Source organism: Amycolatopsis anabasis, from assembly GCF_009765355.1.
Classification (GTDB): domain Bacteria; phylum Actinomycetota; class Actinomycetes; order Mycobacteriales; family Pseudonocardiaceae; genus Amycolatopsis; species Amycolatopsis anabasis.
The window spans coordinates 214,363-227,340 of the sequence record NZ_VTHK01000006.1 but is presented as its reverse complement, the minus strand read 5'-3'; the positions used below and the strand labels follow the sequence as shown (position 1 = coordinate 227,340).

At 68.9% G+C, this 12,978-nt stretch carries 7 protein-coding genes; 4 read left to right on the top strand and 3 right to left on the bottom strand.

The window, feature by feature from the left end:
- Positions 1-4: 4 nt before the first annotated feature.
- The 3 genes from FXO23_RS10610 to FXO23_RS10600 all read right to left on the bottom strand — a co-directional run bounded on the left by FXO23_RS10610 (position 5) and on the right by FXO23_RS10600 (position 4,013).
- Positions 5-1,963 (bottom strand): FG-GAP repeat domain-containing protein, encoded by a 1,959-nt coding sequence (locus FXO23_RS10610; protein WP_158883434.1) that lies wholly within the window; start codon positions 1,961-1,963, stop codon positions 5-7.
- Positions 1,964-1,966: 3 nt separating this feature from the next.
- Positions 1,967-2,941: a DUF1702 family protein gene (locus FXO23_RS10605; RefSeq protein WP_158883432.1), complete on the bottom strand. Its 975-nt coding sequence runs from the start codon at positions 2,939-2,941 to the stop codon at positions 1,967-1,969.
- Positions 2,942-3,008: 67 nt separating this feature from the next.
- Positions 3,009-4,013, bottom strand: coding sequence for a DUF1702 family protein (locus FXO23_RS10600; RefSeq protein ID WP_158883430.1), 1,005 nt, complete (start codon positions 4,011-4,013; stop codon positions 3,009-3,011).
- 319 nt (positions 4,014-4,332) lie between these two features.
- Here FXO23_RS10600 and FXO23_RS10595 point away from each other — a divergent pair, with 319 nt between their 5' ends.
- From FXO23_RS10595 to FXO23_RS10580, 4 genes are all read left to right on the top strand, one after another.
- Positions 4,333-10,134, top strand: coding sequence for a type I polyketide synthase (locus tag FXO23_RS10595; protein WP_158883429.1), 5,802 nt, complete (start codon positions 4,333-4,335; stop codon positions 10,132-10,134).
- Between the two features lie 34 nt (positions 10,135-10,168).
- A complete protein-coding gene (locus tag FXO23_RS10590; protein WP_158883427.1) occupies positions 10,169-10,642 on the top strand; it encodes an acyl-CoA thioesterase in 474 nt (157 codons plus the stop codon).
- Between the two features lie 85 nt (positions 10,643-10,727).
- Complete coding sequence (locus tag FXO23_RS10585) at positions 10,728-11,186, top strand: flavin reductase family protein (protein WP_158883610.1); 459 nt, start codon at positions 10,728-10,730, stop codon at positions 11,184-11,186.
- A 115-nt stretch (positions 11,187-11,301) separates the two neighbouring features.
- Entirely contained in the window at positions 11,302-12,843 is a 1,542-nt protein-coding gene (locus FXO23_RS10580) for an acyl-CoA carboxylase subunit beta (protein WP_158883608.1), read from the top strand.
- The last annotated feature ends 135 nt before the right edge of the window (positions 12,844-12,978 follow it).

Below are 12,978 nucleotides of genomic sequence, written 5' to 3'. Positions count from 1 at the left end.
TCGGTTACCTCTCTTCCTGGGCTTGGGAACCGAGTCGTAGCGTGTGCCAGCCCGGCGTCAGCTGAAGGTTCTGTTCGTGGACCTGACCGGACCGGTCGCGCCACTTCAGGTGCACCGCGACGGGGCCGGTTACGTTCTCGCCGAGGCCGAGGTGTGCCTCGTTGCTGCGCTTGCCGCCGTGTCCGCCACCTCCGTCGACCCGGGTGACTTGCCGGCGCCCGTCCGGCCTGGTGACGGTCACCTGTGTCCCGACGGCCGGCGAGCCGGGCCCCGAGGGCGTCGCCGTGTCGTGGCTCAGGCGCAGGCCCAGGAAGTCGCCGCGTGCGGGACTCGTGTTGCGGTAGAAGACCGGCTGGTCCCACTGCCGGGCCACGGCCAGGTCGAGCCTGCCGTCGCCGTCGGCGTCACCGGTGGCGACGCCGCGCGTGGGCACCGGGACGTCGAGCCCGAGCCGTGGCGCGAGGTTGACGTATCGGCCGTCCGGTCCCTTGGCGTAGAAGTGCAGCCGCTGGTTCCCGGCGATGTCGTCACCGTGGTTCACCCGTGGCCACCAGTACGGATTGTCCAGCAACGCGTCGTTGGTCGTGGCGAGTTCCTGCAATTGCGGCCACCGGTTGACTTCGCCCTTGACGAATCCGTTGGTCTGCGCGACGGCCGGCTGGCCGCTGTTGTTGAAGTCCGCGATCTTCAGGTCCCAGCCCCAGCCCGACCACGCGGTGCCCGCGGGACCGCTGCGGTCCTCGAACGGAGGCTCTCCCCGCGCCAGCTTCGAACGCAGGTCGGCCTGATCCTTCGCGGTGTTCATGAACTGGAAGTTGCTTTCCTGGATACCCCAGGACGTGGTGATGTTGCTGACGAACATGTCGTAGAGGCCGTCGCCGTCGAGGTCGCCGAAGTCGACTCCCATTCCCTTGAAGGAATCCCGGCCAACCTGTTTCGACTTCGGCGTCAGGGGAGCACGGATGTCTTCCACGAGCGAGAACCGGAGGGCGCCGGGGGTGGACTGGTTGTAGAGCATCCGGTCCGGTCCGAAGTCGTTCGCCAAGTACAACTCCGGCAGCAGGTCGCCGTCGAGATCATTCGCCGCGGCGGCGAGCTCCCAGCCCTTCGAGACTTCGGCCGGCAGTGCGTCGTCGATTCGCTGGAATGTGGCTGACGGCCGGTCACCCGCCGTGGCGCCGGTCCAGCGGAAGAAGTGGTTCTCGCCGCCGTTCTGCGCGTCGGACATCGACCGATTCATCACCACTCCGCCGGTGGCCTTGTCATCGAGCACGGGGCCGTCTGGGAAGTAATTGGCGATCAGGAGATCGGTGTGCCCGTCACCGTCGAAATCGTCGAAGGCGACCGCGTTGGTGTTCCACTGCGGTCCCGCGTAACGGCCGTCCGCGACGGGTTGCCCCGGAGCCAACTCGGTCGGGGTGAACGTCGCCGCGCTGAGCCGGCCGGGAGCACCGCCGGCCAGGAATACGATCGGTGTGCGGCCCCAGTAGTACACGAGTGCGTCGGTGCGGCCGTCTTCGTTGAAGTCGCCGGGCAGGCACCCCATCGGCGCGATGTGGTCGTTCATCGGCAGCGGGCCGGGAGTGAGCACGAAGGGCGCGTAGCGGTCGGCACGTTCGCCGGGCGCCGGGGTCACCACGACCTGGTCGATGCGGGGATCGGTGACGCACAGATCGTTGGCGAGCCGGTCACCGTCGAGGTCGTTCATCGCGACACCGGCCCCGACGGAGGAGATCCATCCGTCAATGTGCCGGTAGTCCTGATTCACCTTTCGGATTTCGCGTTGTGGAAAGCCGCTCGGCATGGCGACGGACATCGGTGCGAACTGGTAGCCGCCGGCCAGCCGAGCTTCGTCGTCGGCAGACGTCGTGGGCAGCCTTGCCACCGTGAACGTGCCCGCGACGAGTGCGAGGGCCACGATTCCGGGTAGTTGGCGGCGCAACCAGCCTATTGCCGCGGTCATGGGCTAACACCTCCCGAGGGTGGCGAATTCGTTGGCGGTGCGTTGGCGCCACACCTGGTAGGCGGGCACCTCGCCGGTCATGGGCGTGGCAGGCCGGGCCTGCCGGACGAGGTCGGCGGCGCGTTCCGGGGTCATGCCGCAGAACACTTCGGTCGCCGTCTCGGTGTGCGGCACCAGGAGCCCGGCCCGTACCCGTGCCTCGGCCCCGAACGCGCAACCCTGCGCGACTTGCGGTCGGTACGGTCCGGCGTGCTGCCAGAATCTTTGGAGTTCCTCGGCCTGACCGCCTCCGGCGTAGGTGGCGGCCAGCGCGGCTCCGCCGTACAGGTCGCCCCTGCGCGACTCGGCGAATCTTCCGATGAGCGCGGCGACCCGGTCGGCGTCGGTGCCGCCCACGAACCACAGGGCCCGGCCGATGCCCTGGTCTATGGCGTGGCTGGTGTACCAGGAGTGCTCGGCCGGAGGCCAGGGAAACCGATGATCCTGATGGCGTTCGTGCACGTATCTTCCGGTTCGGAAATATGCTTGGTGGAAGCCGTAGCCGTCGAGTACGAGCCAGCGCAGCAGCGGGTCGGTGACGCGAAGGTCGGGCCAGCGGAACCGGGGCAGCCGGGCCATTGCCCAGCCGACTCCGATGTAGACCATGTAGATATGCGCCGCGCCCCGCCCCGTGAGGAACCGGGTGACCCGCCCGCCTCCGCCGAGGGGAAGCTGGTCGCGGATGGTGAACGCCATCGCGGCGCCTTCGTAGGCGAAACCGCGGAACTGGGTGGGCACCTCCTCCAGGCGCTCTTCGGCTTCGTCCGGAGATCGCGCCTCGGCGGCGTGCCCGTAGCCGGTGAGGAAGGTTCGGCCCACCGCCTCCAGGAGTTCCTGCGCGGCCGGAGTCTTCTTGTGAAATCCACGAACGTCCAGCAGCGTCGACGAGACACTTGGGGTAAGAATGCGTCGTCTGAGCGCGCGCCAATGATTGGACAATTGTGTCACTCCCGTCAGAAGTGCCTATCGCGGTTGGGAGAGATGGGGGAAAGTGCAGCGCGGTAAATCAACCGGCCCGGCGTTTGCGCGGGACGGTTTCCGAGTCCCCGGCGAAGTGTGCGAGAATCCCGCGGCGCCACAGTTCGTATGGCGGTGTCGCCTGGTCGGTGGTCCGGTGCACCGCGGTGGCCGCGGCGAGGGCGCGGGCGTCGTTCACGGACAGCCCGGTCAGGGTGGCGGTGGCGAGTTCGCTGTGCTCCGGGGTGAACCCCGCGCATTCCCGCGCGGTGGCCGCGAAGACCGCGCCGAGGGCGAGCTGCGCTCGATGTTCTCCGGCATCGACGCGCAACCAGGCCAGGGAATCGGCGTCGCAGCCGCCGGCGAAGGTCGCGGCCAGGCCGACGCCACTCCACAGATCCGCGCGCCGGGCTCCGGCGAAACGTGACACCGCGGCGGAGACCGCGGACGCGTCCGCACCGTGAATGAACCACAGCGCCCGCCCGATGCCTTGGTCCACCGCGCGGAGGAAGTAGCCGGGCGCACCCTGCCACGGGTAAGCGGCGGGCACGCGCTGCTCGTCCACCCAGCGGCGGGTGTCGAAGTAGGCCCGGTCGAAGCCGTAGCCGTCCACCGCGAGCCAGCTCATCGTCGGATGGAACATCGAGTCCTCGAGATCGGGGACGACCTTCTTCCACAACGGTCTCGGCAATCGCGCCATGGCGAAACCGATGCCGATGTAGGCCAGTAGCAGGTGCGGTTGCCCAGGCCCGCGCAGGAGATCACGGGTGCGGCGCCCGCGGCCCAGGGCGTCGAGGAGAGTGCAGGCCATTGTCGCGCCTTCGTAGGCGAAGCCGCGCAGTTCCGGTTCCACCATGTCCAGCCGGCAGCGCACCTCCCAGAGGTCGTGTGCGTCGATGCCCCATTCGAATCCACAGAGCACAGCCTGTGGAATGGCCTCCAGGTGTTCGGTGCTCTTCGACGGTATGGCGGGGAATCCTCGGCGCCGAAAGGTCACATCGGACAGCGAAGGCGTGAGCAGGAGCCTTCGTAGTGAACCGAACGTGGTCGGCATCATACCTCCCATCCCGCGGGTGCCCGACCCGCACCAGGCTTCGGTCAGGACGAAAATTCATCTTCGGCCACGGCGAGCGGGAAGCGCATCTTCGGCCGTGCGCTATTGAGCGCAAAATCGGATAACTGCGGCGCATAATCAGCCCGGCAGTACGGGTCCGCACACTCAGAGATGTTCAGCCCTGGCACCTTGTTGCATCCTGGTCAACCACATTCGTGCGAGTGCTCGGTCACCTCCGGTCCGTTGTTGACGACGGGGTGGCGAGATTATCTCTCGCGCCTATCCAGAAATTGCCGGTATGGATGGGGATGGTTAGACGATGAATGGTGAGAGAATCGCGATAGTCGGGATCGGTCTTCGCTATCCTGATGCCGAGGATCCCCACCAACTCTGGGAGAACGTATTGGCCGGACGCCGGGCGTTCCGGCGGCTGCCCGACGAGCGGATGAACCGCGCGGACTACTGGTCACCGGATCCGGACGCCCCGGACCGGTTCTACGCGGAGAAGGCCGCGGTCTTGCGTGACTTCGAGTTCGACCGAGTGAAGTACCGGGTGGCCGGTAGCACCTACCGATCGACGGACCTGACCCATTGGCTTGCGCTGGAAGTGGCCGGTGTCGCGCTGGCCGACGCCGGGTTCCCGGACGGGGCGGGCCTGCCGAAACAGGCCACCGGTGTCGTCCTCGGCAACACCCTGACGGGCGAGTTCGCCCGGGCGAACCAGATGCGCCTGCGCTGGCCCTACGTCAGGCGCACGGTCGCCGCGGCACTGGCCGATGCCGGATGGACCCAGCAGCAGGCCGGCGTGTTCCTCGGCGGCTTGGAGAAGCGATACAAGTCGCCGTTCCCGCCAATCGACGAGGACAGCCTGGCCGGTGGGCTGGCCAACACGATCGCCGGCCGGATCTGCAACCACTTCGATCTCGGCGGCGGCGGCTACACCGTGGACGGTGCGTGCTCGTCGTCCCTGTTGTCGGTGATCACCGCGGCGAAGGCGCTCGCGGACGGGGACAGCGACGTCGTGCTGGCCGGCGGGGTGGACTTGTCCATCGATCCCTTCGAGGTGATCGGCTTCGCCAAGACCGGCGCGCTGGCTCCTCGTGACATGAAGGTGTACGACCGCGATTCTTCGGGGTTCTGGCCTGGTGAAGGCGCTGGGGTGCTGGTGTTGATGCGGGAACGCGACGCGCTCGCGCGGGGTGCCAGGATCTATGCCTCGATCACCGGTTGGGGCGTGTCCTCGGACGGCAAGGGCGCCATCACCCGACCCGAGGCGAGTGGACACCGGCTCGCACTGGCCCGCGCCTACGACCGGGCGGGCTATGGCGTGCACACGGTGTCGTACTTCGAAGGACACGGAACCGGGACCGCGGTGGGCGACGCCACCGAAATCGAAGCGCTCTCGGCCGCCCGGCTGGCCGCGGATCCGGCCGCACCACCAGCCGCGCTCGGGACCATCAAAGGAAACTTCGGGCACACCAAGGCAGCGGCCGGAGTCGCCGGACTGGTCAAGGCGGCCCTCGCCGTGTACAACCAGGTGATCCCGCCCGCCACGGGGCACGAAAACCCGCACTCGAAACTACTCGGGGAGAAGCCGGCCCTGTACGTGCCGGGCACCGCGCGGCAGTGGCCGGTCGGCCTGCCACTGCGGGCGGGGGTGTCCGCGATGGGGTTCGGGGGAATCAACACCCACGTCGCCATCGAGCAGGCGCCGGACGCCGAACGCCGGCACGGGCTGGACCAGCGGACAAGGACGCTGGTCACCACCCGGCAGGACGCCGAGCTGCTGCTGCTCGACGCGTCCACACGGGACGGATTGCGCGAACGGGTGACCGCGCTCGCGAACCTGGTGCCGAAGCTGGCGTTCGCCGAGCTCGCGGATCTGGCGGGCACCCTGGAGCACGAGCTGGACGATCGCCCGTTTCGCGCCGCCGTGGTGGCGACTTCCCCCGAGGATGCCGGGAACAAGCTCACCAGGCTCGGCGCGCTCCTCGACGACGCCCGCGGCCCGGTGGTCTCCGCGAGTGAGGGGATCTTCGCCGACCACCGGACATCCGGCGCGCGGATCGTCTACCTCTTTCCGGGGCAGGGCTCGGGAGATGGCCGGACCGGCGCGTTGCGTCGCCGATTCTTCGCCGCCGACGAGATTTTCCAGACCGCGGCGTTGCCCGCGGGCGCGGACCAGACCGCTACCGAGGTGGCCCAGCCGCGGATCGTCACCGCTTCCCTGGCCGCGTTGCGCGTGCTGGGCGATCTTGGCATCGAGGCCGAGATCGCGGTCGGGCACAGCCTTGGTGAGCTGACCGCGTTGCACTGGGGCGGCGCGATGGGGGAGGCGGCGCTGCTCCGGCTTGCCGGAGTGCGGGGCGAGGTGATGGCCCGGGCCAGCGAGGGTGGCGGTGCGATGGCGGGGCTGGCGGCCACGCCCGAGCGGGTGGAACGATTCGCTGCCGGCGAAGAGGTGGTCATCGCCGGTTACAACGGTCCCGAGCAGACAGTGGTGTCGGGATCGGCTGATGCCGTTCAGCGGGTGTGTGACCGGGCGCGTGCCGAAGGAGTGACCGCGACCGCCCTCAACGTTTCCCACGCCTTCCATTCGCCCAAGGTGGAACCGGCCGCGCTGGCCATGACCGAGCGGCTCGCCGACTTCGAGTTCGCGCGGCTCAGCCGGCCCGTGGTGTCCACGGTGACCGGTGACGTCCTCGACCCGGCCACCGACGTTCCCGCCTTGTTACGTGACCAGATCCTGCGCCCGGTGCGGTTTCACGAAGCCGCGGCCAAGGCGGTCGCGGCGGCCGACCTGGTGCTCGAGGTCGGTCCCGGGCGCGTGCTCACGGGACTGCTCGAAAGCATCGCGCCGGATCGCCCGGTGTTGCCCGTCGACACGGGCAGCCCTTCGCTGGCCGGATTGTTGCGGGCGGTCGGCGCCGCCTTCGCGCTCGGTGTCCCGGTGCGCACCTCGGCCCTGTTCGACGGCCGCGTTGTCCGGCGGTTGCCGCTGGACCGCGAGCCGGTGTTCCTGACGAGTCCGTGTGAAATGGCGCCGGTTCTCGACACCGGTCGCACCGCGGAGGCACCGGCCGAAACCGTCCGCGACGGCTCGGCGAGTACGTCGGCGGCCGAGGAATGCACTTCCACGCTCGACCTGTTGCGAGGACTGGCGGCCGACCGGGTTGAGCTGCCGGTGGAGATGATCAGTGCGGACACCCATCCGCTCGACGACCTGCACCTCAGCTCGATCACGGTCGGTCAGCTCGTCAACGAGGTCGCCCGGCAGCGAGGGCGCACCCTGGAAGCGACGCCGAACTTCGCCACGGTCCGGCTCGGCGAGCTGGCCGGGATGATCGACCAGCTCGCCGAGACCGGGCGCGCAAGCGATGCGGAGCCGGGAGAGGTGCCCGGTGTGGCGCCCTGGGTGCGGGCCTTCTCGCTGGAACACGTGGAGACCGCGCGGCAGTCCGGCCGGCCGCCGCAACCCGGCGACGGCGACTGGGTGGTGTACGCGCCCGGCACGCATCCGCTCGCCGAGCCGCTGCGTGCCGCACTGGCCGATGCGGGAGTCGGCAACGGTGTGCTGCTCTGCCTGCCCCCGGACGGTGCGGACCACGTCGCGCTCATGCTCGCCGCCGGTCAGGCGGTGCTCGCCCGTGCCGACGAGCCGCGGTTCGTCGTGGTCCAGCAGCGGGCCGGTGCGGCCGGTCTGGCGAGGACGCTGCACCTGGAACACCCGGAGGTGCCGACGACCGTGGTCACCCTGACGGACGTCGAGCCCACCGCGGTGCGGGCCACGGTGGCGGAGGTGGTCGGCGATGTCGCGGCGACCACGACGTTCCTGGAGACGTGCTACGACGAGGCCGGCACCCGTACCGTGCCGGAGCTGTGCCCGGTGCCGCTGCCCTCGGCACGGGCGGCGGAGACCCCGCTGACCGCGCAGGACGTGCTGCTGGTCACCGGTGGCGGCAAGGGCATCACCGCCGAGTGCGCCCTCGCCATCGCGACCGACTCCGGCGCGCGTCTCGTACTGGTCGGCCGGGCCGATCCCGCGGAGGACGACGAGCTGGCCGCGAATCTGTCCAGAATGGACGCGGCGGGGGTGCGCTTTCGGTATGAACGCGCCGATGTCACCGATCCCGGCCAGGTACGGGCGGCCGTGGACCAGGCGCGGTCCGAGTTCGGCGCGGTGACCGCGATTTTGCACGGCGCGGGCCGAAACGAACCCAGGGCGCTGGCGGATCTCACCGAGGAGGGGTTCCGGCAGGCGCTCGCTCCCAAGATCGACGGCCTGCGCGCGGTGCTCGCCGCGGTCGACCCGTCCCGGATCAAGCTGCTGGTCACCTTCGGCAGCATCATCGGCCGTGCCGGGTTGCGCGGCGAGGCGCATTACGCCACCGCGAACGACCGGCTGTCCGAGCTCGCGCTGCGGTTCGGCCGGGAACACCCCGGCACGCGGGTGCTCGCTCTGGAGTGGTCGGTGTGGTCCGGCGCCGGGATGGGCGAGCGGCTCGGGGTGGTGGAGGCGCTCCTGCGCGAGGGCATCACGCCCATCTCGGTCGACGATGGCATCGCCGTGCTCCGGCGGGTCCTCGCGGATCCTTCGGCGGGGCCTGTGCTGGTGATCACCGGCCGGACGGGCGGGCTGCCGACGATGACCATGCGACGGCGCGACCTGCCGCTGACCAGGTTCTGCGACCGGGTCCTCGTGCACTATCCGGACACCGAACTGATCACCGAAGCGGATCTGTCCACCGGGAGCGACCCGTACCTCAACGACCATGTGTTCGACGATGCCCTGCTGTTTCCCGCCGTACTCGGGATGGAGGCGATCACCCAGGTCGCGTCGGCACTGACCGGCCGGCAAGGCCCGCCGTTGTTGGACGGTATCGAGTTCCTGCGTCCCGTGGTGGTGCGTCCCGGTGCCACGACAACCATCCGGCTGGCCGCACTGGTTCGTGCGGACGAGACCGTGGAGGTGGTGCTGCGCAGTGCCGAAACCGGTTTCAGCGCCGACCATTTCCGTGCCAGGGTGCGGTTCCCCCGGCCGGAGCTGCCCGCCGTGGCGACGCCACCGGTAGCCGAGGCGCCCGCCGTACCCCTCGACCCGGTCACCGAGCTCTACGGCGAGGTGTTGTTCCAAGGCAAGCGTTTCCAGCGGGTGCTCGCCTACCGGGCGATCTGTGCCCGGCGCGCCGTGGCGGAGATATCCACGAGTGGGCCGGCATCCTGGTTCGCCGCATTCCTGCCGCAGGAGCTCTCCCTCGCCGATCCGGGAACGCGGGACGCGATGATGCACGCCATCCAGTGTTGCGTGCCCGACGCGACGTTGTTGCCGCAGCGGGTGGAGCGGCTGTACCTGGCCCGGAGAGCGGATCAGGACACCGGTCATGTGGTGCTGGACGCGCGTGAGGTGGGCCAGGACGGCGACAGCTACACCTACGACATCGACGTGCGTACGCCGTCCGGAATCCCGGTAGAGCGCTGGGAAAAGGTGACCCTGCGCGCGGTGCGCGGGCGCAGCGCCGAGGCGGCATGGGCGCCCGCCCTGCTCGGCCCTCATCTCGAACGTGCGCTGGAAGAGGTGCTGGGCGGCACCCGACAGGTGGTGGTCGAGCCGGACCCGAAGACCGGACCTGCCGGCCCGGAACCGGACCGGCGCGCGCAAACCGAGCTGGCGGCGACCAGGGCGCTCAACCGCCCGGCGCGCCTGCGCTACCGCCCGGACGGCAGGCCGGAGACACCTGGAGCGGTGGTGTCCGCCGCGCACGGCGCGGAGCTCACCCTGGTCGTCGCCGGCAGTGGAAAACTGAGCTGTGACGTGGAAACCGTCGTGCGCCGGTCCGATTCGGACTGGGCTGGACTGCTCGGACCGGCCGAGCTCGCCATTCGCGAACTGCTGGCGGCCGAGTCGGGCGAGGAGCCCTCGGTGGCGAACACCCGGACCTGGTGTGCGATCGAATGCTTGCGCAAAGCGGGTGGAACCGCGCAGGCCCTGACCGTCGAGCGGGTGGGGAAGGACGGCTGGGCGGTGTTTTCGGCCGGCCCGGCGAGGATCGCCACCTGGGTGACTTCCGTCCTCGATCGGCCCGATCCGATCGTCTTCGCCGTGCTCGCGGAGGCCGGGTGACGGTGATATGGCGCGAACGAAGGAAAGGACTGCCGTGCCGGGATACTACGAGATTCGACATACCGTCGGATTAGAGGAAACCAATCTCGTCGGAAACGTGTACTACGTGAACTACCTCCGCTGGCAGGGCCGATGCCGCGAGCTGTTCCTCAAGGAGAAAGCGCCGAGGGTGCTGGAGGCCCTGTGGGACGATCTGAAGCTGTTCACCCTCAAGGTCGAATGCGAGTTCTTCGCGGAGATCACCGCGTTCGACGAGCTGGCCATCCGGATGCGACTGGAGGAACTCACCCAGACCCAGCTCCAGTTCACCTTCGACTACGCCCAGCTGACCGGAGAGGGCGAACACCTCGTCGCGCGCGGCAGGCAGCGGATCGCGTGCATGCGCGGGCCGAACACCGGCACCGCTCCGACGCGGGTGCCCGAGGACCTGCGAGTGGCGCTGGCGCCCTACTCCGTCGCCGCGCCCGGCGGCAACGGTCACCTGCCCGTGCCGAGCGCGGGGGGATGACGTGGTCCGCAACGGCTTGACCGGCGAAGAACCGGCGGTCCGGAGCAGATCGCAGGAGGCGGAACCAGCCTCGCTGCGCGAAGTGATGCGCCGGTTCGCCACCGGGATAACCGTGCTCACCACTGGTGGCGAGCGGTGTCATGGCATGACCGCCAACGCCTTCAGTTCGGTGTCGTTGGACCCGCCGCTGGTGCTGTGCTGCGTTGCGCGTACCGCGTTCATGCACGACGCGATCACGGCGGTCCGATCTTTTGCCGTATCGATACTCAGCGACGATCAGGAGCACCTCGCGCGGTACTTCACCGACCGGCGTCGGCCGCGCGGCCCGGCCCAGTTCGACGAGGTGGACTGCCGGCCAGGCCCGTACACCAGCGCGCCGTTGCTGTCCGGCTGCCTCGCGTGGCTGGAATGCAAGCTGACCGAGGCTTACGACGGGGGCGACCATTCCATCTTCGTGGGCGAGGTGGTGGGTTCGAGCTGGGGGAGCGACCGGCAGGCGCTGCTGTTCTTCGCCGGCGGATTCCATTCGACGGCCGCGAGGTGACGGCCGAAATCCGGAGGTGGGGATGAGTACCGCCGAAACCGATTCGGGCTCGCCGAGCGGCCCGGTCGACGGCCGCTCCCGCACGTGGTCGGCAGGGGCGGAACGCGAACGTTCCATGGCGAGGCTGGTGGAGGAGAACAACCGGCTGCGCGACCGTATTCGGGCAGGGGATCGAGCCGCGGTCGAACGGCAGCGGAGGCTGGGCAAGCACACCGCGCGGGAACGGCTCAACCTGTTGCTGGACGAGGGTTCTTTCGCCGAGATCGACTCGTACCGCCGACATCAGGCGCGAGGTGTGAAGGTCGACGAGCGGCGCCCGTTCACCGACGGCGTGGTGACTGGCGCCGGCACCATCGACGGGCGGCAGGTGTTCGTCTACGCCCAGGACTCCACGATTTTCGGTGGCTCGCTCGGCGCCGCGCACGCGGCGAAGATCCACAAGGTGATGGACCTGGCGATGGCCACCGGTGCGCCGATAGTCGGGCTGAACGACAGCGGCGGAGCGCGAATCCAGGAAGGAGTGCTGGCGCTCGATGGGTACGGCGGGATATTCCGCCGGATCGTCGAGGCGTCCGGGGTGGTGCCGCAGATCAGCGTGGTGCTCGGGCCGTGCGCGGGAGGAGCGGCGTATTCCCCGGCGCTGGCCGACTTCACCTTCATGGTCCGGGACACCGCCAAGATGTATCTGACCGGGCCGGACGTCGTGCAGGCGGTAAGCGGTGAGCGGGTGAGCCACGACGAACTCGGCGGGGCGGAGGTCCACAGCAGACATTCCGGCGTAGCCACTTTCGTATGCGAGGATGAGGAAAGCTGCCTCGAAGAGGTGCGGTACCTGGTCTCATTGCTGCCCGCGAACAACCTCGACCCGCCGCCCGCGGCGCCGTCCTGCGGTGCGACCGGGGACGAGCGGCCGGCGTTGGCGCGGATCGTTCCGGTCGAGCCCAACCAGCCGTACGACATGCGTCTGGTAATCGAAGAGCTGGTGGACGGCGGGGAGTTCTTCGAGTTGCACGAACACTGGGCCACGAACATCGTCTGCGCGCTGGCCAGGATCGACGGCGACCTGGTCGGAGTGGTGGGAAATCAGCCCATGATGCTGGCCGGAGTGCTGGACGGTCCGGCCGCGCAAAAGGCGTCGCGATTCATCCGATTCTGCGACGCGTTCAATGTCCCGCTCGTGACCCTGGTCGACGTTCCCGGCTTTCTGCCCGGTGCTGAACAGGAGTTGGCCGGAATCATCCGGCATGGTGCGAAACTGCTGTACGCCTATTGTGAGGCCACTGTGCCACGCGTACAGGTAATCGTCCGCAAGGCGTACGGCGGCGCCTACATTGTCATGGATTCGCGCTCCATCGGCGCTGATCTTTCCCTGGCTTGGCCGACGAACCAGGTCGCGGTAATGGGTGCGGAAGGGGCCGTCAACGTCCTGTTTCGCCGCGAACTGGCTGCGGCGGAGAACCCGGAATCGCTCCGGTCCACGTTCGCTGACGAGTACGCCGGCCAGCTCATGCACCCCTACTACGCGGCGGAGCACGGGTTGGTCGACGAAGTGATCGATCCGGTGTGGACTCGCGCCGCCGTCGCCCGCGGCCTGGCTACGCTCCGGCACAAACGCAAGGCGCCACCACAACGCAAGCATGGCAATGTGCCGCTTTGAGCCGCGGGCCTGCCAGGTGAGAATCCGCACTACCAAAGATGCGCGCCATCGGCCGGTGATGGGACGGTCTTTACGGGGTTTCGCAATGTCCCTGGGCACGGCCGGAAACTTGCGGCTTGGTGATTCTTTCTTAGG

What these genes read in the sequence shown, in the direction of transcription:
- FXO23_RS10610 (WP_158883434.1), bottom strand. Translation starts at nt 1,963, where the DNA reads ATGACCGCGGCAATAGGCTGGTTGCGCCGCCAACTACCCGGAATCGTG.
- FXO23_RS10595 (WP_158883429.1), top strand. Translation starts at nt 4,333, where the DNA reads ATGAATGGTGAGAGAATCGCGATAGTCGGGATCGGTCTTCGCTATCCT.
- FXO23_RS10600 (WP_158883430.1), bottom strand. Translation starts at nt 4,013, where the DNA reads ATGCCGACCACGTTCGGTTCACTACGAAGGCTCCTGCTCACGCCTTCG.
- FXO23_RS10585 (WP_158883610.1), top strand. Translation starts at nt 10,728, where the DNA reads ATGCGCCGGTTCGCCACCGGGATAACCGTGCTCACCACTGGTGGCGAG.
- FXO23_RS10580 (WP_158883608.1), top strand. Translation starts at nt 11,302, where the DNA reads ATGGCGAGGCTGGTGGAGGAGAACAACCGGCTGCGCGACCGTATTCGG.